Origin of the sequence: Mesorhizobium sp. M7A.F.Ca.US.011.01.1.1, from assembly GCF_003998295.1 — a bacterium.
GTDB lineage: Bacteria > Pseudomonadota > Alphaproteobacteria > Rhizobiales > Rhizobiaceae > Mesorhizobium.
On sequence record NZ_RZRT01000012.1, the window covers coordinates 96,905 to 119,961 of the forward strand.

General features: G+C 62.2%; 19 protein-coding genes and 1 tRNA gene. 12 read left to right on the plus strand and 8 right to left on the minus strand.

Annotation, left to right across the window (positions count from 1 at the left end; translation table 11 throughout):
• Positions 1–15: 15 nt before the first annotated feature.
• Positions 16–933: a peptidylprolyl isomerase gene (locus tag EOA13_RS14995; protein WP_127293635.1), complete on the minus strand. Its 918-nt coding sequence runs from the start codon at positions 931–933 to the stop codon at positions 16–18.
• Between the two features lie 268 nt (positions 934–1,201).
• Between EOA13_RS14995 and secA the strand changes: the two genes are divergently transcribed.
• Entirely contained in the window at positions 1,202–3,934 is a 2,733-nt protein-coding gene (gene secA / locus EOA13_RS15000; RefSeq protein WP_127293637.1) for a preprotein translocase subunit SecA, read from the plus strand.
• Positions 3,935–4,036: 102 nt separating this feature from the next.
• Here secA and EOA13_RS15005 read toward each other — a convergent pair whose 3' ends face one another.
• Both EOA13_RS15005 and EOA13_RS15010 read right to left on the minus strand, forming a co-directional pair.
• The gene (locus EOA13_RS15005) at positions 4,037–4,321 is read right to left on the minus strand and encodes a hypothetical protein (RefSeq protein WP_127293639.1); all 285 of its coding nucleotides are present in this window, start codon (positions 4,319–4,321) and stop codon (positions 4,037–4,039) included.
• Positions 4,322–4,410: 89 nt separating this feature from the next.
• The gene (locus tag EOA13_RS15010; RefSeq protein ID WP_127293641.1) at positions 4,411–7,947 is read right to left on the minus strand and encodes an AAA family ATPase; all 3,537 of its coding nucleotides are present in this window, start codon (positions 7,945–7,947) and stop codon (positions 4,411–4,413) included.
• A 387-nt stretch (positions 7,948–8,334) separates the two neighbouring features.
• Here EOA13_RS15010 and EOA13_RS15015 point away from each other — a divergent pair, with 387 nt between their 5' ends.
• Entirely contained in the window at positions 8,335–9,735 is a 1,401-nt protein-coding gene (locus tag EOA13_RS15015) for a lipopolysaccharide biosynthesis protein (protein ID WP_127293643.1), read from the plus strand.
• Positions 9,735–11,015, plus strand: coding sequence for a GNAT family N-acetyltransferase (locus EOA13_RS15020; RefSeq protein ID WP_127293645.1), 1,281 nt, complete (start codon positions 9,735–9,737; stop codon positions 11,013–11,015). Before EOA13_RS15015 ends, EOA13_RS15020 begins: the two co-directional genes overlap by 1 nt.
• A 47-nt stretch (positions 11,016–11,062) precedes the next feature.
• On the opposite strand, the gene EOA13_RS15025 is transcribed toward EOA13_RS15020, so the two are convergent.
• Both EOA13_RS15025 and EOA13_RS15030 read right to left on the minus strand, forming a co-directional pair.
• On the minus strand, positions 11,063–12,808 hold the full coding sequence (locus EOA13_RS15025) for an adenylate/guanylate cyclase domain-containing protein (protein ID WP_127293647.1): 1,746 nt from the start codon (positions 12,806–12,808) through the stop codon (positions 11,063–11,065).
• A gap of 629 nt (positions 12,809–13,437) precedes the next feature.
• A tRNA-Leu gene (locus EOA13_RS15030) sits at positions 13,438–13,522 on the minus strand.
• A 225-nt stretch (positions 13,523–13,747) separates the two neighbouring features.
• Here EOA13_RS15030 and EOA13_RS15035 point away from each other — a divergent pair.
• The gene (locus EOA13_RS15035; protein WP_127293649.1) at positions 13,748–14,335 is read left to right on the plus strand and encodes a YqaA family protein; all 588 of its coding nucleotides are present in this window, start codon (positions 13,748–13,750) and stop codon (positions 14,333–14,335) included.
• A 34-nt stretch (positions 14,336–14,369) separates the two neighbouring features.
• Positions 14,370–14,888: a disulfide bond formation protein B gene (locus EOA13_RS15040; RefSeq protein ID WP_013529434.1), complete on the plus strand. Its 519-nt coding sequence runs from the start codon at positions 14,370–14,372 to the stop codon at positions 14,886–14,888.
• A gap of 361 nt (positions 14,889–15,249) precedes the next feature.
• On the opposite strand, the gene EOA13_RS15045 is transcribed toward EOA13_RS15040, so the two are convergent.
• On the minus strand, positions 15,250–15,807 hold the full coding sequence (locus EOA13_RS15045) for an HNH endonuclease (RefSeq protein ID WP_006328497.1): 558 nt from the start codon (positions 15,805–15,807) through the stop codon (positions 15,250–15,252).
• A 128-nt stretch (positions 15,808–15,935) separates the two neighbouring features.
• Positions 15,936–16,577 (minus strand): DNA-3-methyladenine glycosylase, encoded by a 642-nt coding sequence (locus tag EOA13_RS15050; protein WP_127293651.1) that lies wholly within the window; start codon positions 16,575–16,577, stop codon positions 15,936–15,938.
• Between the two features lie 73 nt (positions 16,578–16,650).
• Here EOA13_RS15050 and gluQRS point away from each other — a divergent pair, with 73 nt between their 5' ends.
• Positions 16,651–17,526, plus strand: coding sequence for a tRNA glutamyl-Q(34) synthetase GluQRS (gluQRS, locus tag EOA13_RS15055; RefSeq protein ID WP_127293653.1), 876 nt, complete (start codon positions 16,651–16,653; stop codon positions 17,524–17,526).
• 143 nt (positions 17,527–17,669) lie between these two features.
• A complete protein-coding gene (locus EOA13_RS15060; protein ID WP_127293655.1) occupies positions 17,670–18,563 on the plus strand; it encodes a DMT family transporter in 894 nt (297 codons plus the stop codon).
• A 127-nt stretch (positions 18,564–18,690) separates the two neighbouring features.
• On the opposite strand, the gene EOA13_RS15065 is transcribed toward EOA13_RS15060, so the two are convergent.
• On the minus strand, positions 18,691–19,542 hold the full coding sequence (locus EOA13_RS15065; RefSeq protein WP_013529430.1) for a YihY/virulence factor BrkB family protein: 852 nt from the start codon (positions 19,540–19,542) through the stop codon (positions 18,691–18,693).
• A 55-nt stretch (positions 19,543–19,597) separates the two neighbouring features.
• Here EOA13_RS15065 and EOA13_RS15070 point away from each other — a divergent pair, with 55 nt between their 5' ends.
• From EOA13_RS15070 to EOA13_RS15090, 5 genes are all read left to right on the plus strand, one after another.
• On the plus strand, positions 19,598–20,464 hold the full coding sequence (locus tag EOA13_RS15070) for an SDR family oxidoreductase (RefSeq protein WP_127293657.1): 867 nt from the start codon (positions 19,598–19,600) through the stop codon (positions 20,462–20,464).
• 24 nt (positions 20,465–20,488) lie between these two features.
• Positions 20,489–20,680 carry a twin transmembrane helix small protein gene (locus EOA13_RS15075; RefSeq protein ID WP_013529428.1) on the plus strand — a complete coding sequence of 64 codons (192 nt, stop codon included), beginning with the start codon at positions 20,489–20,491 and terminating at the stop codon, positions 20,678–20,680.
• Between the two features lie 25 nt (positions 20,681–20,705).
• On the plus strand, positions 20,706–21,287 hold the full coding sequence (locus EOA13_RS15080; RefSeq protein ID WP_127293659.1) for a cob(I)yrinic acid a,c-diamide adenosyltransferase: 582 nt from the start codon (positions 20,706–20,708) through the stop codon (positions 21,285–21,287).
• 28 nt (positions 21,288–21,315) lie between these two features.
• A complete protein-coding gene (locus EOA13_RS15085; RefSeq protein WP_023811131.1) occupies positions 21,316–22,116 on the plus strand; it encodes a rhomboid family intramembrane serine protease in 801 nt (266 codons plus the stop codon).
• A 181-nt stretch (positions 22,117–22,297) separates the two neighbouring features.
• Positions 22,298–23,047: an electron transfer flavoprotein subunit beta/FixA family protein gene (locus EOA13_RS15090; RefSeq protein WP_027038146.1), complete on the plus strand. Its 750-nt coding sequence runs from the start codon at positions 22,298–22,300 to the stop codon at positions 23,045–23,047.
• Positions 23,048–23,057 lie beyond the last annotated feature (10 nt).

The following is a 23,057-nucleotide window of genomic DNA, read 5'->3' on the forward strand; positions in this document are numbered from 1 at the left end:
AAGGAGCTATCAGTCTTACTTGGCGCTTTCCAGCGTATCGACCGTCTTTTTCAGGTTCGCGTCGGGGATCTCGATCTTGGCGCCGGCGCGCAGCGACTTGACCAGTGCGAAATACTTGTCGCGGATGACCGCCTGCTTGGCCTGGTCCTTGACGTCGTCGAAGGCCGGCGGCTGCTTGGTGCGCTTGTCCTCGAGCTTGATGACATGCCAGCCGAACTGCGTTTGCACCGGCTGCTCGGTGTATTTGCCGACCTCGAGCGCGGAGGCCGCCTTGTCGAACTCCGGCACCATCTGGCCAGGTCCGAACCAGCCGAGATCGCCGCCGCTGGTCTTGCCCGAGGGATCGCTGGTGTGCTCGTTGGCGAGCTTCTGGAAGTCGGCGCCGCCATCGAGCTGCTTGATGATGGCCTCGGCCTCTTCCTTCGTCTTCACGAGGATGTGACGGGCATGCAGCTCATTGGTGGGCGGCGTGTTGGCGATTTCCTGGTCGTAACGGGCGCGGACCTCGGCGTCGGTGACCTTGTCGACGACGCCCTTCTCGACCATCTCGCCATGCAGCGCGCGCTGCTGCAGGAAAGCCATGCGGCGCTGGAAGTCGGGATCCTTGTCGAGCCCTGTGGTGACCGCCTCGGCGGCCATGACGCGGATCTCGATGGCAGCCGAAAGGGCGGCGGCACGGCGCTGCTCGGGCGGCAATTGCGCGAACTGCTGCGACAATTCCCCTTCGGCAAGCACCAGATCTGCTTCGGTCAGGGGCTGGCCGTTGACCGTGGCGATAACCTTATTCGGATCGACCGGTGCCGCGGCTGGCGCTGCTGCATCCGCCGGAGCGGGAGCGGTTTGCTGCGCCATCACAGGCGAGAGCGAAAGGGCCGACAGGCCGACGGCCAAGCCAAGGCTGGCGAGCGACGCGCGGCGGAACAACAGGGACATAGGGCGACTCCGGTGGGGATTGTTAAGAGGGGTGCTTCCAGATCGGCCAGATTGTGGCGGAATTTGGCGCAGCCAGCAGGGCCGGCGCGGCGTTGACATCAGTTGAGCCCCCTCTTATCTGTCCAACGACTTTGCGTCCAGAACCGTTTTCCGGGCGCTTTTTGTGTTTGCCAGTGTTCACTAATGTGTTTGCCAGTGTTCACGTGGAATTGATGGGGCCGGCCGGCGCTCATCTCAAGATTGAGAATTCTATCGAAAGGACCATTGGATGGTCAGTCTCGGCGGTCTCGCCCGTAAGGTTTTCGGTTCCTCCAACGACCGTCGGGTCAAATCGACCCGGCCTCGTGTCGAGGCGATCAACGCCATGGAAAACGAGATGCGGGCGCTTTCCGACGAGGAGTTGGTCGGCCGCACCGCGAAATTCCGCCAGGACATCGCCAATGGCGCCACGCTCGACGACCTGTTGATCCCGGCCTTCGCTACCGCCCGCGAGGCAGCGCGCCGCGTGCTCGGCATGCGCCCCTTCGATGTCCAGCTGATCGGCGGCATGGTGCTTCACAATGGCGGCATTGCCGAGATGCGCACCGGCGAGGGCAAGACCCTGGTCGCGACGCTGCCGGTCTACCTCAATGCGCTCGCCGGCAAGGGCGTCCACGTCGTCACCGTCAACGATTACCTGGCCACCCGCGACTCCGAATGGATGGGCCGCGTCTACAAGTTCCTCGGCCTCTCGGTCGGCGTCATCGTCCACGGCCTTTCCGACGAGGAGCGCAGCGCCGCCTACGCCGCCGATGTCACCTACGCCACCAACAACGAGCTTGGCTTCGACTACCTGCGCGACAACATGAAATACGAGCGCGCCCAGATGGTGCAGCGCGGTCACAATTACGCGATCGTCGACGAAGTCGATTCCATCCTGGTCGACGAGGCGCGCACGCCGCTGATCATTTCCGGTCCGCTCGAGGACCGTTCGGAAATGTACAACACCATCGACACCTTCATCATCCAGCTGCAGCCGCAGGATTATGAGATCGACGAGAAGCAGAAGACCTCGATCTTCACCGAGGAAGGCACCGAGAAGCTCGAGAACCTTTTGCGCGACGCCGGCCTGCTCAAGGGCGAGTCGCTCTACGACGTGGAGAACGTCGCCATCGTCCACCACGTCAACAATGCGCTGAAGGCGCACCGGCTGTTCCAGAAGGACAAGGACTATATCGTGCGCAACGGCGAGATCGTCATCATCGACGAGTTCACCGGCCGCATGATGCCGGGCCGCCGCTATTCGGAAGGCCTGCACCAGGCGCTCGAAGCCAAGGAGCATGTGGCGATCCAGCCGGAGAACCAGACGCTGGCCTCCGTCACCTTCCAGAACTATTTCCGCCTCTACAAGAAGCTCTCCGGCATGACCGGCACGGCGCTGACCGAGGCCGAGGAATTCGGCAACATCTACGGCCTCGAAGTCACCGAGATCCCGACCAATCTGCCCGTCGTGCGCATCGACGAGGACGACGAGGTCTACCGGACGGTCGAGGAGAAATACAAGGCGATCGTCAGGGAGATCCGCGAAGCCAGCGCCAAGGGCCAGCCGACGCTGGTCGGCACCACTTCCATCGAAAAGTCCGAGCAGTTGGCCGAGCGCCTGCGCAAGGAAGGTTTTACCGATTTCGAAGTGCTGAACGCCCGCCATCACGAGCGCGAGGCGGCAATCGTCGCCCAGGCCGGCAAGCCCGGCGCCATCACCATCGCCACCAACATGGCCGGCCGCGGCACCGACATCAAGCTCGGCGGCAATGCCGAGATGCGCATCGAGGAAGAACTCGGCGACATGCCGGCCGGACCCGAGCGCGAGGCGCGGGAAAAGGAAATCATTGCCGACATCGAGCGGCTGAAGGAAAAGGCGCTGGCCGCCGGCGGCCTCTACGTGCTGGCCACCGAACGCCACGAATCGCGCCGCATCGACAACCAGTTGCGCGGCCGTTCCGGCCGTCAGGGCGACCCCGGCCGCTCGAAATTCTTCCTGTCGCTGCAGGACGATCTGATGCGCATCTTCGGCTCCGAGCGCATGGACGGCATGCTGCAGAAGCTCGGCCTCAAGGAAGACGAGGCGATCATCCATCCGTGGATCAACAAGGCGCTGGAAAAGGCGCAGAAGAAGGTCGAGGCGCGCAACTTCGACATCCGCAAGAACCTTTTGAAATATGACGACGTCTCCAACGACCAGCGCAAGGTGGTGTTCGAGCAGCGCATCGAACTGATGGACGGCGAAGGCCTGTCCGAAACGATCGCCGAGATGCGCGAAGGCGTCATCGACGAGATCGTCGCTAAGGCCATTCCCGAAAACGCCTATGCCGAGCAGTGGAACGTTGCCGGGCTGAAGGCCGAGATCGCCGAGTTCCTGAACCTCGACCTGCCGGTCGAAGACTGGGCCAAGGAAGAGGGCATCGCCGAGGACGACATCCGCGAGCGCATCGCGCAGGCCGCCGAAGCCGCCGCCAAGGAGCGCGCCGAGCGTTTTGGCCCCGAGGTGATGAACTACGTCGAGCGCTCGGTTGTGTTGCAGACGCTCGACCATCTGTGGCGCGAGCACATCGTCAATCTCGACCATCTGCGTTCGGTCGTCGGCTTCCGCGGCTACGCCCAGCGCGATCCGCTGCAGGAATACAAGGGCGAGGCGTTCGAGCTGTTCCAGGCCATGCTGGGCAATCTGCGCCAGGCCGTCACCGCGCAGCTGATGCGCGTCGAACTGGTCCGCCAGGCCGCTGAAGCACCGCCCCCGGAAGCCCCCGACATGTTCGGCACCCATATTGACGGCACCACCGGCGAGAACGACTTCGAAGGCGGCGAGACCGCCCTTCTGGTCCGCCCGGAGACAACCGCCATCGTCGCCCCCGAAGACCGCGACCCCAACAACCCTGCCACCTGGGGCAAGGTCGGCCGCAACGAAGCCTGCCCCTGCGGCTCGGGGAAGAAGTACAAGCATTGCCATGGGGCGTTTGCGTAAGGGAGCGCTTTTTTCCCTTCTCCCCGTCCCTATACGGGGAGAAGGTGGCCCGTAGGGCCGGATGAGGGCGGATCGGCTCAGGCGGGTTTGCACCCACCAATTTCAACCGTTGTAGATCACACCAATAATTCGGCGCACGTGTTGCACTTCAGGGACGCCAGATTGCGCCTTTCCAATGGAGAGGACTTCCGATGAGCCAAGACCGCCTATGCTCTCGAATTGGCGCAGATGACTGAGATTTCCGGGCAGAGCCAACCCTATCCGCTTGAAGATTCCGGATCCATTGTCGAGAGCCAGCGCGACTAATGTTCCCTCGTGACGCCCAATTTCGGCAAGACTGATCGAAGGCCCTCCGAGCACTACCTGCTTTGGAAGAGCAAGCGGCACAGCACTCTCATCAACAACGCGAAATGCGACCTCAACACGATCTAAAACTTTGGACGCATCGACAAGAACTGCCTCATCCTGCCCTTGATCTACCTTGATGTCGTGGTCAAATAAAACTCCATAACCTGATGGACAGCGACTTCTACTTCATGAAAAAATACCGTTGAGGGGCTTCTTGTTCGAGGATCTGGGACTTCTGCTGTTAGCCCAACAAGGTCCGAGCCCTTTGAACGCAGGAGACGGCGTGCGAAGACCGACTGACCATGACGCGCAATGACAAGACGGCGATCGAGGACCGGTCCAGGTTGAGCCTCGACGATCGCCAAGGCTCCCTGTGGAGCTGCAAAGCCAAAATTATGGCGGCGCAGATAAAATACAGCCTTTCCAACCAATAACTTAGGATCGAACGGTTCCGTAGCTTCCTGCGAACCCTCAGTGGGAGAGTGTTGGGTGAATGCTGCAAGATCGGGATAGACTACCACGTCGAGCGGCGGCGGCGGCATCGGATCCAGCGCCGGCGGCGCATCAGCTGCCCCTACGCTTGGTTGAATGGCGGCCCTACGTTTCCATCGATCGCATTCCTCGTACATTCGCCCGGTAAGCACGACGAGTTGCCCAAGATCATCGGCACATTGTGCAACTTCGCCAGGTCGAATGTCCTGACGATTGCCGTGGTGCGCTTTGTTCATCAGCTGCAGCACTGGCGAGCCCTCGACCAACGCTGGATGCGCAATGAAGTCCGCAAACACCTGCATCCCAAACATCCCTTGCGGACCGGCCTTTATGTAAGATCGCAAACGATCCACAAAGGTTTTCAATGTAGGATCGGGATTTGCTTTTGCCCAAGCTAGGTGGGCAGGATCGTCGAATACGTCGCCCAATACCCCTTCAAAGAAAAATCGGCACCCGTCCGCAAAAGATCGGGCCGGCTCTTCAGCATCTCGATCCTTATCATATAATATCTTGCGGACCTCAATCTCGGCCTGATGAGGCGTAGTTCTAATCACAGGTTGATTCAGCGTCGCCGGATGAACGGCGAGGTGCTCCACGGTAGGAACAACCGGTAGGCGGCCAACTGCGCCAGCAAAGCGCCTATCGTAGGACGTGATAATTAGCTGTGCACCTATTTCGACCAGCGTTCCAAGAGAGTCCGCTAATTGTCGTCGATTTTCATCGTCGAGCAATTCTTGCGGATCATCGAGCAAGAGAGTCTTCAGGCCTCCATGGGTCTTCAGCACATATTCCCAAAACGCAAAAAAGAATCCGACTAAACTGGCCCGCAGTGCCGACGCGTTTGTCACGTGCTGAGCGGGCGCAGACACGCCACCCGCACGTACGACGAGATCGAGTTCGCCCTTCCGTCCCATGGCGGTGTCGACCAATTCATGTGCGGTGCTGGGAAAAGTGCTGACATAAATTCGTGACCGCCATAGGGCTGCTTCGGTGCGGAGGATCTTACGAAGTTGATCGACTTGCCAGTCCGCCAACTCGCCTAACTTTGAAAGATTTACGAGCGCGGCGCTCGCAGTCTCGTATTCGGTGATCCGCTTTTCGGCAGCACGCCGCAGTTTAATTTCATCTTTCAAGCGGGTGCACTTCGATAGAGCTTTGGTAATTGGCTCAGCGCCTTTCACTGTGGCGTCAAGCTCCAAGAGCTTGCCCATGAGCGTGTTCTTTTCTGAAGCTTCACCTGCTTTGCGCCTGCGACCGAGGACACTCTCAAAGACTTGACGCGCGAAAACGTCGTTTCCCTGTCGCCACCGGGCAAAACGCAACGCTAAATCGAGACGCCTCAAGCCCTCTGCCAAGGCGGCACAACTCGCAGGGAGCGAGACAGGCGTGGCGGCAGCGAGATCGGGTCTGTGCCTAACGGCCTCGTCAAATGCCTTAGCCGTTTCACTTTTGAGAGTGGCCAATTCACCCGAGAACGCGTCGAGTGCGTAAAGCTCATCGACAAGAGCTTTGCGTATTAGGTCAATGGGATGGGCCGGGAGGTCCCGTTTGAGTTCAGCTTGCAACGCTTCCGGTAGAACGCTGTTGAGCTTGCCAAGGGCGGCTTGCGACCATCGATTTAGCGTCTGGGCAAACAGAGCCGCGTCCGCGCTTGCTTCATGGAGATGCGTCTTGACCAGCCGGCCGCTGATGGGATCGAACGCTTCAACCAGGGAACCGCCGCATACCGCGCAAAGATCTTCACTGCGACCGAGGTCGGGGTGTTCTTCAAGCCACGTAGCCACGTGAGCGTAAAGACGCGAACGAGCCGCAGACGATGGATCTTGTGCCAAGGTCTCGAGTAATTTTGCCTCTCGCAGTATCTCGCTAATTTTGGTCTCGGCGGCGTTCAACTGCTCCAGCGTGAGTTCGCGAAAACCTCGCAACCTTGCCATCGAGGGAAGTCGTTGGGGCTGGCCTACTTCGTTGACTGCTGGCGAAATCGAACTCTCAAGATCCGCACCACGTTTGGGGTCCGCAGGATCGAATCCTTCACCAAGGATGTTCCGAACGGACTCATAGGCGGTGGCCTTTGTGGTTTCAAAATACCGGGTGATTTCGTCAACAGTTTCTTCAACAGCCGCGTCACCAGGTTCCGGCACCGCCTTTGGCGGCACGAGCGCCGGATAGGGCTTTAGCTCCGCCGCAAGGTCATCCCGCGCAGTTCTGTAAATCCGATCAATTCCCTCCAACTCTTTAGTTTTGGCCTTGATAAAGTCCTTTATCTTGTTCTTGGCGCGCTGAGCGTGCCCTGCGAGGTCCACCAGCGCCGAAAGGCCGGTCAACTCCGCAACGGCTCGGCCAAGTTCGGATTCGCTTCCAACTTTGATGAGCGGGAGAAGGCCTGGCATAACTGTACCGATCCGCACGGCGATCGGATCAATGCCGAGGCCAGTCAATTCCGGCGGTATCTCCTCAAGGGCACCACGCGCAGTTCGTCTCTGAGTACGGCGGATGGGAGGCAATAGCTCTCCTTCTTCGTCAGCAAAGGTCAGCTCCACCCATGTGTCGGCTGGAACCCATCCCTGATCCGGTCGATATTGAGAAATATCAGGCATTGGGGTAACTGGAGAAAGACGGTGCGCCGTTTGATCGTCCCCTCCATCTGCATTCGCTATCCAGCAGTTGAAGTCTACGTCCGCCTTTTCTGGCTCGCGCTGTGGGCGTAGGATCTCACCTGTTAGACCCCAAATGATGGCATTTAGAAGTGAGGTTTTTCCGGAGCCATTGCGGCCTTCGAACAGGGTCACCGGTGCTGCAAATTCATGAACATAGTTTTGCGGCGGCGCGCCAGGAGTTCCAAATTTGTGAAGTCCCGCAAACCTGTGAGCTTCAACCTTTGCCAGTGTCAGGCGCCTATTGTTTGCATTGGCCGGGCGCGCCGGATTCGCCGCCACTTCTGGCGGCTTCGCGAGAATTACATCTACCAATTGCTCAGCATGCGCGGCACTAACATTGGCTATCCAATTTGCCGCGCCTCTCGTTCGGTACCATTGCAGAGCGCTGCGTGCCCGGTCATCTGGTAACGAAAATAATACATCGCCACCAATAGTAACCGCCCGTCCGCTAACTAGATCTGCCAGCAGAGATTCGAGAGTATGGAGGTGGAGAAGTTGCGGTGTAAATTCAATCATTTTCCCCCCTAATAATTTTTCCGCGAACGTTGTTCACGCCAGATCTCTGATGGTCACGTTGAGCTCAACGGTTTCGGCTCAACGATTATATTTTCAGAGATACGTCAGCCAGCCCCAAAACTGCGCAATGGAACTTTGTCCATAAAGCAAAATTTGTCTACACCCTTGCAATCCCCTAAGTTAGTCCGCACGTTTTATTTTGGGAACGTTGGTCACAACCGGCACGACGGCGCAAAATCTCCGAAAGCCCGCGTCGCCCCTCATCCGCCTGCCGGCACCTTCTCCCCGTATAGTGACGGGGCGAAGGGGAAGCTCACCCAACCGTTTCTTAATGTGTCTCCGCTACACCCAACCCTGAAAAGAAGCGGAAAACGGAGAGAAATCGGGGTGCGCTTTTCCGCGGCCACGACTGCCGGGCGGTTCTTGCCGCAGCGTTGGGCGCTGCGCATGGGGCCGTTGCTTGGCCGCATCGATGCCGTGCTTTTCACCGCCGACGAGCGCGGCGAGGCGAGCCGCATGTCGGTCATCGCCTTCTCGGTCCGCATCGTCAGCGCCGTCATCGCCTTCGTCAGCCAGGTGCTGATGGCACGCTGGATGGGCTCGTTCGAATATGGCATCTTCGTCCTCGTCTGGGTGACGATGGTCATCGTCGGCAATCTCGCCTGCCTGGGCTTCCACACCTCGGTCATCCGCTACATTCCCGAATACCGCGAACGCGGCTTGATGGATGAGCTGCGCGGCATCGTGCTGGCCAGCCGTCTGTTCGTGCTGATCGCCTCCACGCTGATTGCTGGGCTCGGCGCGCTCGGCGTCTGGCTGGCGGCACCCTGGATCGAAAGCTACTATGTGATCCCGTTCATCCTCGGCGTCATCTGCCTGCCGATGATCGCCATGTCCGACCTTCTGTCGGGCCTGGCGCGCGCCAACAGCTGGGCGCTGTTTGCCCTGTCGCCGACCTATCTGGTGCGGCCCGTGCTGATCCTTCTGTTCATGGCGCTGATGCTGTTTGCGGGCTACGCACCTGATGCCAGGACCGCCATCTTCGCCTCGATCGCCGCCACCTACGCCACCACGCTGGGACAACTCATCGGTGTCACCCAGCGCATGGAAAGGCAGATCCCGGCCGGGCCGATGAAGGTGCATTTCGCGCAATGGTTCATCGTCTCGCTGCCGATCTTCCTGGTCGAGAGCTTCTTCTTCCTGCTGACCAATGCCGATGTGCTGATGGTCGGCGCCTATATGGATCCCAACGACGTCGCCGTTTATTTCGCCACCGTGAAGACGCTGGCGCTGGTGCATTTCGTCTACTTCGCCGTCAAGGCCGGCGTTGCCCAGCGCTACGCCCAGTTCACCCATGGCGACCCGCAAAGGCTCGCCGCCTTTGCCCGCGAGACGGTGTCGTGGACGTTCTGGCCATCGCTGTTGATGGCGCTGCTGGTGCTGGCGCTCGGCGAGCCGATGCTGGCGCTGTTCGGCCCGGAATTCAGCAGCGGCTATCCCTTGCTGTTCCTGCTCGTCTTCGGCGTCGTGGCGCGGGCCGCCGTCGGCCCCTGCGAAAGCCTGCTGACGATGAGCGGCAACCAGAACATCTGCGCCGCTGTCTATGCCATGACGCTGGCCTTCAACATCGTCCTCAATGTGGTGCTCATCCCGATGTTCGGCCTGTGGGGCGCGGCGATGGCCACCGCCTTTGCCATGATCTTCGAAGCCGGCGCGCTCTCCTTCACGGTATGGCGCAAGCTCGGCATCGTCATGCTCATCTTCGTGCCTGCGAAAGGAGCCGCGTGATGGCTGCCATCCCGTTGCTTGAGGAAACCAGCGGCGGCACCGCCGGCGCCATGGTGTCGGGCCTTGCCGGGCTGACCCGCGACGCCGACCCCGCCCATATCGAGATCCTCGCCAACAACCGGCCCGAGCGCAAGCTCGCCATCTACCCGGCATCCGCCGGTTTCGACCTGGTGGAGGAGCTGGATTATCTCTGCGCCCGCACGGTCGAGTCCAACGTGTTCTTCAACCCGCGCTTCCTGGCGCCCGCCATGCCGCGGCTGGAGGATCGCGAGGTGCGGCTGGCAGTCATCCGCGACGGCGACGAATACCGCAACCGGCTGCGCCTTCTGGTGCCGTTCTCGGTTGAGCGGCCGGTGGTGCCGCTCGGCGTTCCGGTCATGCGCACATGGTCGAGCCCGTTCGGTCCGCTCGGCACGCCGCTGGTCGACCGCGACGACCCGGTCGGCGTCGTCGAGGACTTCTTCGCGATGCTGTCGCGCCCGCATCTCAAGCTGCCGAAAGTGTTCGTCCTGCCCGACATCCGGCTCGATGGCCCGGTGGCGAGCCTGCTTGCCACCGTGGCCGAGGCGCGCGGCCTGACGCTGGTCACCACCGGCCAGAGCCAGCGCCCGGCGCTGGAGAGCGAGCTCGATGGAGACGATTATCTGAAGGCCTCGCTGCGCTCGCACCATTATCGCGAGTTCCGCCGCCTGAAGCGGCGCCTTGGCGACCTTGGCAAGCTTGAGCATGTCGTGGCGCGCGGCCCCGAAGACATCCGCCATGCCATCGAAGGCTTCCTGTCGCTGGAAGCGGCCGGCTGGAAAGGCCGCGAACGCACCGCCATGGCGATCGACCGCTTCCGCGCCGCCTTCGCCCGCGAAGCCGTGCACCGGCTGGCCGAACAGGACATGTGCCGCATCCATTCGCTGATGCTCGACGGCCGCACCATCGCCTGCCTGATCGTCTTCGTCGAAGCCGGCATCGCCTACACCTGGAAGACCGCCTATGACGAGACGCTGGCCAGCTATTCGCCGGGCACGCTGCTGATGATCGAGGTGACCAGGCAGCATCTCGACGATCCCAACATCATGATGACCGATTCCTGCGCGGTGCCCGACCATCCGGTGATGAGCCGGCTGTGGGCCGAGCGCAAGCCGATGGGCACGCTGGTGATCGGCCTGGCGCCGGACGCCGACCGCCTCACCCGCCAGGCCGCCTCGCAACTGCACCTCTACCGCGAAACCCGCAACATGGCCCGCCTGCTGCGCAATAGGATGAAGAGCTTGCTGGGACGGCGGTAGACCAGAGCTTGGTGTCCGCAGCCACGATTAGTTCGTCCTTCCGAAGATCACTCCGGCACGCCGGAGATGCCCAGCGCCTCGACGTAACGCTCGGCGAACACCTTGTCCAGCCATGGGTTGATCTGTCTCTGCAGGGTGAGCGTGTAGGTCGGAAACGCCTCCATCAGCCGCCGCGCCGCCGCCTGCGCCTCGTGCAGCCGGTTGAGTTTGACCAGCGCCATGATCACCACCCGGTGCGAGGAGCCGTAGTTCGGCATTTCGTGCAGCGCGCGTTCTCCCCATGCCAGCGCTTCCTCGTAGCGCTCGAGCATCAGGTAGCTCATCCCGATACCGGAGAGCGCGATGCCCTTCTCGGGGTCGACCGGGCTCAGCCGCATTGCCCTGTGGAAGTGCTCGATCGCGACGAGCGGGCGGCTGGAATGTGCGTTCACCCAGCCGCTGCCGGTATGGCCCTGGGCCGAATTGGGGTTGAGCAGCAGGGATCGTTCGATCGCGCCCAGCGCCATCTCGTAGTCCTTCGCGCTGTAGGCGATCACCTGCGCGGCGAAGCGCAGGCTCGTCGGGTCGTCGCGCGCTTCCGCCAGGATCTCGCGCGCCATGCGCACGGCGACTCGGACATCGTCGGGCTCGTGCCAGCACTGGCTCACGGACAGGCTGCGGATATAAGCGCCGAGTCCCTTTGCCAAGTTGAAGCCAGGGTCGATGCTGAGCGCCTCGTTGGTGAGCCGGCGCACGTCGGCAAAGCCTTCGCGCGTGATACTGTAGAAGCGCGGCAGCGCGCGTAGGTAGAGGTCGTAGGCGCTGATGTAGTCGGTCGGCTTCATGCGCGCCTGCTTGATCTCCTGCAGTCGGATGCTCGGCTCGACAGCGCCTACGACGCTCTCGGTCACCTTGTCCTGCAGGTCGAAGATGTCGCTCAAGTCGCCCTCGAAGCGGTCGGCCCAGACATGGTGACCGCTGATCGCGTCCACCAACTGCCCACTGATGCGTATCCGCGATCCTGCTCTGCGGATGCTGCCTTCGAGCACGTAGTGAACTCCCAGCTCGCGCCCGACCTGGCGCAGGTCCACCGCCCGGCCCTTGTAGGTGAACGACGAGTTGCGGGCGATCACGAAGAAGGAGTTCACCCGGCTCAAACCCGTGATGATGTCCTCCACCAGCCCGTCGGCGAAGTATTCCTGGTCGGGGTCGCCGCTCATGTTGGTGAAAGGCAGAACCGCGATCGAGGGTTTCTCGGGCAGGGGAGGCGGTTCAGGCACCGAGGCGCTGGCGTCGGTCTCGACGCGGTAGGCGCGCACGGGCCGCTCGATGTTCTTGAGGCGCAGGTTACCGAGCGGCGTGAAGCCGCAGTCGAGCTTGCCCTGAAGGTGGTCGTAGGCGGTGCCCGAGACGACCACGGTGCCGGGATCGGCGATGCTTTCGAGGCGGGCGGCGATGTTGACCCCGTCGCCGTAGAGGTCGCCGTCCTCCTCGCAGACCACGTCGCCGAGATTGACGCCGATGCGGAAGCGAATCCGCTCTTCCTCGGGCGTCTCCGCCTCATGTTCTGCCAGGGCCTGCTGGATCGCCATCGCCGAGGTCACCGCGTTAACGACGCTCGCGAACTCACACAGCATGCCATCGCCGGTGAGTTTGACGATCCGACCCTGGTGCTCGGAGACCAGCGGTTCGAGGAGGTCCTTGCGATAGATCTTCAGCCGCTCGAGCGTGCCGCGCTCGTCGCGTTCCGTCAGGCGCGAATAACCGACCACGTCGCAAGCCAGGATCGCTGCGAGGTGACGCTGCGCGGTCATTGCAACGCTCGGCAAAGCGCCTGCACGCGGGCCGCCCCGCGTCCATGTCCGGCCAACTTCCAGACGCCTCACCTGCATGGTATCCATCTCTCCCAGTCTCCGCCGGTCGCCGATACAGGACGGAGAACGCAGCCTGACCTTGCCTCCACGTGATTTCGCTATCCCGGGAGCGTTCCAGTCGCTGCGCTCGCAGCCAACCGACGACACGCCCACGCAGCCTCTGGGGGCGCTGACTCGCCACTCCCAGAAGGCCGGGATATTTCCTGACGTGTGTAACCGGCTGACGCCACCGTGGCGGTGTTTTTGTATCGGGTATCACCCAGACGTTCGTGCTTAGAGGTGCTGAGGTCAGCAACGCTGCCGTCCGACGCCGAAGTGTATCGGCTTGGGCCCAAAAAAGCGGGAGCCACCAAGCCCCGAAACCAGTTGCCACCTGACGACCTTGGCAGCCAGTTTTCCTAAGAGCGCGCCCGCGTCTGACCAACTGCATGCGTTCGCGGGCTATGGTGCAGGCCGGCACCCGACCCTCGTAGGGCAGGTAACGAAGCATTCTAAGGTGGATTTTCGGGTGGATGGAAGTCCCCAAATTTCCCGTATCATACTGAAAATAAAGCATTTTTAGTGTGAAATGGTGCCCCTAGCCGGAATCGAACCAGCACTCCTTGCGGAACTCGATTTTGAGTCGAGCGCGTCTACCAATTCCGCCATAGGGGCTCAGGCCGGGCGGCCTGGATGGCGCGGGACTATACGGTTGGAGGGCTGTTCGTCAACAGGCCAATTCTCCGGCATGCCGGATGCGACCAAACTGCGCCTTTCGATTTCGTGACGGGACTGCCATTGTGCAGTGCGGAAAATCTTTCTAGACAGGCGGCGCGTCAAAGCGCGGCATGTCTGAGAAGACCGCTGCGCATTTTTGGGCGACATGCATTAGGAGTGCCGATGCTTCGCGGACTTTACGACTGGACCTTGTCGCTGGCGGCCCGCAAATCCGCCGAATGGTGGCTGGCCTTCATCGCCTTCGTCGAAAGCTCGGTGTTCCTGGTGCCGGCCGACGTGCTCTATCTGCCGATGGCGCTGTCGCGACCGGATCGCGCCTACCGCTATGCGCTGATCGCCACCGTCGCCTCGGTGCTGGGCGGCATCGCCGGCTGGTTCATCGGCCACTACGCCTATGACGCGGTGGCGCGGCCGATCCTCGAATTCTACGGCAAATACGACGAGTTCGAGACGCTGCGCGCGGGGGCAGGCGTCGGCTTCATCGTCCTGATGCTGATCACGTCGGGCGCTGCCCACCTGCCACCGATCAAGGTGGTGACGATCCTGTCCGGCGTCATCGGCGTCAATTTGCTGCTGTTCATCGTTCTGGCGATCGTGGCCCGCGGTGGCCGTTTCCTGCTGCTCGCCTGGCTGCTGCGCCATTATGGCGAACCGATCCGCGAATTCATCGAAAAGCGCCTCGGCCTCATCGCCGGCGCCGGCGCGGCTGCCCTGATTTTGCTCTATATCCTGGTCAAATACGCGTTCTGAACAGAACCATTGCGAGCCGGACGGACCGATTGAAATGACAGCGACCATGAATGCCGACACCGGACGCCAGCGCACGCTAACCGCCTTGTTCCTCGCCGTCGCCATGGCCGCAACCGTCGGCTCGGCGCTCGGCTTCCAGTATCTCGGCGGCTACATCCCCTGCCACCTCTGCCTCGAACAGCGCACGCCCTATTATATCGGCGTGCCGCTGATGGTGCTGGCGGTGATTGCGTCGATGCTGCACGCACCCAGCTGGCTGACGCGCGGCCTGCTGGCCGTCGGCGGCATCCTGATGCTCTACGGCCTCTATCTCGGCGTCTACCACTCCGGCGTCGAATGGCAGTGGTGGGCCGGCCCGACCGATTGTACCGCAGGCGCCGGGCCGGTCGACACCGGCGGCAAGGGCGTGCTCGACGCGCTGGACAAATTCGTGCCGCCGTCCTGTGACAAGGCCGCCTTGCGCATCCTCGGCCTGTCGCTGGCCGGCTGGAACGCCATCGCCAGCCTGATCCTCGCCGCCGTAGCCTTCCGCGGCGCCCTCACCCGCGACTGATTGAGCAGCGCGACGCAGAGTTCCAGCAAAAATTCGCCAGACTGAGCCGGATGGCGCGACTTTCGACGTCCGAGCAAGATCGACCCCCACTCCGTCTCGGCTTCGCCGAGCCACCTCTCCCCCGATCGACGGGGTAGAGGAAAGGCGCGAGCCTATTGAGCCAGCGCTCCTTACGCTGGGCTCCCTTCCTCTCCCTCCGGAGGGGGAGAGGTGGCGCTGCGAAGCAGCGACGGAGTGGGGGAAGCCGGTCCTTAAGCGCGAAGCCGCTGATAGGTGAGTGCCACCGTGCTGGCCCGATACCGGGGAGTGGTAGGCATGTGAATCGCTCCAGACGGCCAGCCTCCCGAATTCTCGAACGATCTCAAGGCTCCAGTTCGACATCCCAGTACAGATAATCCATCCAGCTCTCATGCAGATGGTTGGGCGGGAACAGGCGGCCATTGTTGTGCAGATCGTGCACCGTCGGCTGGAAAGGCTTCTGCAGCGGCCACATCTTGGCATGCGCCGGCATCATGCCGCCCTTCCTCAAATTGCAGGGCGAACAGGCGGCAACGACATTCTCCCATGTCGTCGCGCCGCCGCGATGGCGGGGAATGACGTGATCGAAGGTCAGATCCTCCGGCGTGCCGCAATACTGGCACTGGAAACGGTCGCGCAGGAAGACGTTGAAGCGGGTGAAGGCCGGGTGCCTGGAGGGCTTCACATAGGCCTTCAGGCTGACCACGCTCGGCAGCTTCATCGAGAAGGTCGGCGAGGAGACGGCGTGCTCGTATTCGGCGACGATGTTCACCCGGTCGAGGAACACCGCTTTGATGGCATCCTGCCACGACCAGAGCGACAAGGGGTAATAGCTGAGCGGACGGTAATCCGCATTCAGCACCAGTGCTGGAAGCCCATCCGGAGATACGGCAACCGTCACGTGTTCACCTCCTTGGTTCTAGACCCGAACGGCGCGGATACTGTAAGCCCGACATGACAGGGATGTGAAGCGGATTGTCGCGTCGCCGAAGCGCCAAAAATGCATGATTTTTAGGATTTTTTGCGGATTCAGGCCGGCGGCGCGGCGTCCCGCCCTCTGGTTTCACGATAATAGGACCAGAAAAGCCGCGATGCGACACCTCGCCACGGGCTCCATGATTCGGCCAATGCGATCAGGGTTTTCTCCGGCGGACGCGGCACGATGCCGAGCGCGTGGCCGACCGCGCTCTGCAGCGCGACGTCGCGCGCGGGGAAGATGTCGGGATGCCCGGCGGCGAATAAAAGGTACACTTCCGCCGTCCACGGGCCGATGCCGGACACCGCCGTCATCGTCGTGATCGCCTCCTGGGCATCGAGCGAACAGAGGTGATGAAGGTCGAGGCCGTCGGCCACCGCCTGGGCAATTGCGATCAGGCCGCGCTGCTTGGGCCGCGACAGGCCGGCCTCGCGAAACATGTCCTCGCCGGCGGCCAGGATCGCTTGCGGCGTCAGCGGATCGACGAGCTTGGTCAGCCGGCCGAAGATCGCATCGGCACTGGCGCGGGACACTTGCTGCGAGACGACGATCGACGCCAGGCTTCGAAACCCCGGCTCGGACAGCCGCAGCGGCACCTCGCCGGCCATGCCGCGCACCTTTTCCAGGCGCGGGTCGATCACGCAAAGCGCATCGAGCCCCCGGGCAATGTCGTCTGATGTCACGATACGGCGCATGCTTTCTTGTTCCTCGACCGTCGACAGGGTAGCAATTGGCGAAGCGCCGCAAAACATGATTGCCGCCTGAGAGATGACACTCCTGACATTCCGCTTCGCGCCCAGCCCCAACGGCGACCTGCATCTCGGCCACGCCTATTCGGCGCTGCTCAACCAGAAGCTGGCGGCACAGGCGGACGGACGCTTGCTGCTGCGCATCGAGGATATCGACACGACGCGCTGCACGCCGCAATTCGAGGCCGGCGTGCTTGCCGACCTCAAATGGCTGGGACTTGGCTGGGAAGAGCCGGTGCGCCGACAATCCGAGCATTTCGCCGAATACCAGGCGGTGCTCGAGCGGCTGGTCCGGGAGGAACTCGTCTATCCCGCCTTCATGAGCCGTGGCGAGATCCGCGCCTTCATCACCGACAGCGAAAAGCGTGGGCGCGACTGGCCGCGCGATCCCGATGGCGTGCCGCTCTACCCCGCCACCGACAAGGCGCTGCCGCTGAAGGAACGCCAGCGGCGGATCGCCGAGAATGCACCCTTCGCCTGGCGGCTGGATGTCGATGCCGCCATGGCGCGTGTCGGCAAGGACCTTTCATGGACGGAGTATTCTGACGAGACGCTTTCCGCGACGCGCTCCGTCGAAGCCCGCCCGCGGGACTGGGGCGACGTGATCTTGGCGCGCCGAGACATTCCGACCAGTTACCACCTCGCCGTCGTCATGGACGATGCGCTGCAAGACGTCAGCCACGTCGTGCGCGGCCAGGATCTGTTTTCCGCCACTGGCGTGCAGCGCCTGCTGCAGCAACTCCTCGGACTGCCGCAACCGGCCTATTTCCATCATCGTCTCATCCTGGGACCAGACGGACGAAAATTGTCGAAGAGCCTGGGCGATACCGGCCTTGCCGCCTTGCGCCATGCCGGCGCATCACCTGACGACGTCAGGCGAATGATCGGGCTTTGAGCCCGGTGAGACCAGAGAGCCCAAATGCGCGGGCCGTTGAATTCCGGTGATCCATGGATCAACCGTTTCGCTTTGCGCGCCGGGGTGAACGGGATTAGAGCAGCGCCACGGTCAACTCCCCCCAACACGGCGGTCTCCGGAACATGCACAGCATCAAGCGGTTCATCCCCGCCACCTTCGTCGTCCTGTGGGCGACCGGCTTTATCGGCGCACGCTACGCCATGCCGTGGGCGGAACCGTTCACATTCCTCGCCGCGCGTTTCGTCATCGCCGCCATCCTGCTGGCCGTCCTGATGCTTGTGCTGGGCTCGAAAAGAGCCACCCGCCAGGAGGCGCTGCATGCCACCGGCGCCGGCATCCTGATGCACGGCGTCTATCTCGGCGCCGTCTTCTGGGCCATCCACAGGGGCATGCCGGCCGGATTTTCGGCCCTCATCGTCGGCCTGCAGCCGCTGATCACGGCGGTGCTTGCCGGTAAGTTTCTCGGCGAGGCGATCCTGCCGCGCCACTGGCTTGGCCTTGGTATCGGCCTCATCGGCATCGTCATCGTGCTGTGGCCGAAGCTCGGCGCGCTCGGCGGCGGCGTGACCGCGGCGACATTGATCGCCTCGCTGGTCTCGGTGCTCGGCATGAGCGCCGGCACCATCTGGCAAAAGCGCTTCGCTTCCGGCGGCAACCTCGTCGCGGCGACCATGTGGCAATATATCGGCGGTGGTTCGCTGATGCTCCTCGCCTCGCTCGCCTTCGAAACCCACACGGTCATCATCAATGGCGAACTGATCTTCGCCATGGCCTGGCTGGTGCTGGTGCTGTCGCTCGGCGCCATTTTCCTGCTGATGGTGATGATCCGCGACGGGGAGATGTCGAAGGTGGCGTCGCTGTTCTACCTGGTGCCGGCGGTGACGGCGGTCATCGCCTGGGCACTCTTCGACGAGCAGCTCAACGCGCTGCAGATCGTCGGCATGGCGATCACGACCTTCGGCGTTGGCCTGGCAACGGCTCGGCAGGCCAAGGGAGTTGGGGAATTGAAGAACTGAAGAATTGAGGAATTGAGGAATTGAGGAATTGAGGAAGATGGGGGCCATCTGGCGCTGGGTGCTACGTCAATTCTTCAATTCTTCAATTCCTCAATTCTCCCATTCCCCAGTTCCCCAATTCGACCTGTCATCCCACCCGCGCACGCGCCTCCAGATAGCGACTGATCGCGGCGTTGAGCTCGCCGCCGAGGATGAAGATCGCCGAGACCATGTAGAGGAAGACCACGGCGATCATGATCGAGGCCAGGCCGGCATAGGTCGTCACATAGGACGAGAAGTGGTCGAGATAGGTGGCGAAGATGGTCGAGCCGATAAGCCATGCCGCCAGCGTGAAGACGATGCCCGGCACCAGCGAGACGAAGCGGCGCTTGCCCGCCGGCAGCCAGAAATGCACGGCAAACAATCCGCCGACAATGACCGCCGAAGCGATGACGTAACGCCAAAGGGTGATGGTGCCCATATAGGGCTTGATCCAGTCGATATGGGCTTCGGCGAGCCGCGCCAGCAGCGGCGCGAACACCAGGAGCACGCTGATCGCCAGGAAACCGGCCGTGGCGATGAGAACGAAGATGATGCTCTGCACCCGGCGGTAGATGATGCCGCGCGTTTCCGAAACGCGATAGGCGCGGTTGAGCGACGTGCGCAGCGCCTCGATGCCGTTCGACGCAAAATAGGCCGCAAGCACAACACCATAGGTCAAAAGGTCGGTGCGCCTGACGGTCAGCACATTGAGCACTTCGCGCGCGATCGGCTTGGCGATCTGTTCGGGCCAGGTGTCGAAGACCAGATGCACGGCCGTGTCGGAGAACGCCTGCGCGCCCAGGAAGCTCGCCAGCGTCGTCGCGAAGATCAGGAACGGGAACAGCGCCATCAGCGATGTGATCGCCAGATGGCTGGCCATGGCCCAGCCGTCATCGGTGTTGAAATGGCCAAGCGCGTCGTAGAGAACCCGCTTGAGGGCTACGATCTTCCGCAACAAGAACCGCGCCCTCCAATTGTCTCCACGCCGGGAATATGGGAAGGGATTGCGGCAAATGGCAACCCTTGGCGAAACCACGAACAGTCCGGCGCAGAAGGTGCGCTCGATTATCATCACCGGTGCGTCTTCGGGAATAGGCGCGTACTGCGCCCGCACGTTGAAGGCGGAAGGCTGGCGGGTGTTCGCAACGGCGCGCAAGCCGCAGGACATCGCCGCGCTCGAAGCCGATGGCATCGAGGCCTTCTATCTCGATTATTGCGAGCCGGACTCCATCGCCTCGCTGGTGGCGGCGGTGCTCGACCGCACCGGCGGCCGGCTCGACGCCCTGTTCAACAACGGCGCCTATGCGCAGCCGGGCGCCGTCGAGGATCTGCCCGTTGCGGCGCTCAAGCAGCAGTTCGAGGCGAATTTCTTCGGCTGGCATGATTTGACCCGCCGGCTGGTGCCGGTGATGCGCCGCCAGGGTCAGGGCCGCATCGTCCACTGCTCGTCGATCCTTGGCCTCGTCCCGGTGCGCTTCCGCGGCGCCTATTCCGCGTCGAAGCATGCACTGGAGGCCTTGATGCTCTGCCAGCGCCAGGAACTGGCCGGCAGCGGCGTCCACGTTTCGCTGATCGAGCCGGGGCCGGTGAAATCGAAGATCGCCAGCAATGGCCTCATATGGTTTCTCAGGAATATCGACCACGAGAATTCCGTGCACTGCGTGGACTATGCGGCGCAACTCGAGCGGCTGCGGGCCGGCGGCAGCCAATCGGCCTTGAAACCAGGGCCGGAAGTGGTTCATGCGGCGCTTCGCCATGCACTTCTGTCGCGGCGCCCACGCCCGCACTATGTGGTAACAGTGCCCGCCAGGATCGGTGCGGTGCTCAAACGCGTCCTCCCGGCATCGATGCTTTACCGCCTGATGGCCAAACGCGCCTGAACACCAAACAACTGGAACGAAACAATGGCAACCGTCTTCAACATTCTCGCCATTCTGGTCATGGTCGCCGTTGCGGTCGTGCTTGTTCGCGGCCTCATCAACATGATGCGCGGCGGTTCCGGCGTCACATCGAACAAGCTGATGCAGGCACGCGTCATGCTGCAGGCCGTGGCGCTGGTGCTGATCCTGCTTGCGGTGTATTTCACCCGCAAGTGAGGATATCGGCAGCCGGGGAGGCGAAATGGTCAAGCTCAACAAGATCTACACCCGCACCGGCGATGATGGCACCACGGGTCTCGGCACCGGCGAAAGGCGGCTGAAATCCGACCTGCGGGTAGAGGCCTACGGCACGGTCGACGAGGCCAATGCCTGCATCGGCATCGCCCGGGTCCACACGGCCGCGACCCATCCCGCGATCGATGCCATGCTTTCCCGCATCCAGAACGATCTGTTCGATCTCGGCGCCGATCTCGCCGTGCCCGACGACGGCAAGCCGCTCGGCTATGAGCCGCTTCGCATCGTCGCCGTGCAGACCGACCGGGTCGAAAAGGACATCGACCTTCTCAACAAGGAGCTTCAGCCGCTCAAATCCTTCGTGCTCAATGGCGGCACACCGGCAGCGGCGGCACTTCACCTTGCCCGCACCGTGGCAAGGCGAGCCGAAAGGCTGATGGTGGCACTGGCCCAGGACCCGGACGAACACGTCAACCGCGACGGTCTGAAGTACATCAACCGCATCTCGGATTTCCTGTTTGTCGCCGCCCGGGCGGTCAATGACAACGGAAACGCCGACGTGCTATGGGTTCCCGGCAAGAACCGCTGATCGTCGAAAGCGGAAGAGGGCCTGGGGCATGTTCATCCCGCTTTACGACACCAACAGGCTGCGCCACATCCGCCTGCAATATGTGACCATCGGGCTGATCGTGGTCAACGCCCTGGTCTACCTCGCCACCGCGCTCGGCGGCGAGAGTTTCTCCAATGCCGCCGTGCTTGGTCTCGGCTTCATCCCGTCGGTCGTCCATGACACCGCCGAGCTCGATCCCCGTTTCATCGTCATCCCCGAAAGCCTGAGCTATCTCACCTATTCCTTCCTGCATGCAGACATCTTCCATCTCGGCGGCAACATGCTGTTCCTGTGGGTGTTCGGCGACAATGTCGAGGATGCGCTCGGCCACATCCGCTACCTCATCTTCTACCTGTTGTGCGCGATCGCCGGCGCCGCTTTCCAGGGCCTCGTCGCCTGGGATTCGCAAGTGCCGCTGATCGGTGCCTCCGGCGCCATCGCCGGCGTGGTCGTCGCCTATCTGATCCTTTATCCCAGGGTGAAGGTCTGGGTGCTGGCCTTTGCCCGCATCCCGCTGCGGATTCCGGCCTTCATCCCGCTCATCTTGTGGGTGCTGTTCCAGGTGGTGATGTTTGCCGCCGGCGGCGAGGACCAGATTTCGTGGGCCTGCCATATCGGCGGCATCATTGCCGGCGCCGTTCTGGTGCTCGTCTTGCGCAGCCGCGGCGTGCCGCTGTTTGCCGGCGCCGACGAGGACGTCGCGCCCACCGCTCCCGACCAACCGCCGGTTGCCACGGAACCGCTGATCCCCGACCCGCCCGCCGCGACACCGCGCTGGGGGCGAGGAAACGCTTCCAGTTCGGACTGAACCGATTTGAGCGGCTTGCAGCGTATTGACGTGCAGGGTTGCCGCAACTACGGAAACGTCACCGCCGCAACCTAAGGCGGGCAAAGACCAGAATTTCCATCCGAAATGTCGGCTTTCGACAACTCAGAACGGGCGCAGGCTGTTATAGCGCGCCCAACTAGCGTGAAGAGGTGACAGGCAAATGAAGATCCTTGTGCCCGTGAAGCGGGTTGTGGATGCGAACGTCAAAGTTCGCGTGAAGGCTGACGGTTCGGCGGTGGAGCTCGCCAACGTCAAGATGGCGATGAACCCGTTCGACGAAATCGCGGTGGAAGAAGCAATCCGGCTGAAGGAAGCCGGCAAGGCGGAAGAAATCATCGTCGTCTCGATCGGCCCGCAGCAGGCGCAGGAAACCCTGCGTACCGCACTCGCCATGGGCGCCGACCGCGCCATCCTGGTCAAGACCGATGAACAAACCGAGCCGCTCGGCGTCGCCAAGGTGCTGAAGGGCGTCGTCGACGCCGAGCAGCCCGGCCTCGTCATTCTCGGCAAGCAGGCGATCGACGACGACTCCAACCAGACCGGCCAGATGCTGGCGGCACTGCTTGGCTGGGCGCAGGGCACCTTCGCTTCCAAGATCGTGCTCGACGGCGACAAGGCCAAGGTGACGCGCGAAGTCGATGGCGGCCTGCAGACCGTGGAACTGAAGATGCCGGTGATCGTCACCGCCGACCTTCGCCTCAACCAGCCGCGCTATGCCTCCTTGCCCAACATCATGAAGGCCAAGAAGAAGCAGCTCGACGAAAAGACCCCGGCCGACTACGGCGCCGACGTCAAGCCGCGGTTGAAGGTCATCAAGACCGAGGAGCCGAGTGGCCGCAAGGCAGGCGTAAAGGTCAAGAGCGTCGCTGAGCTGGTCGACAAGCTCAAGAACGAAGCCGGCGTGCTGTAAGCGATCGGGA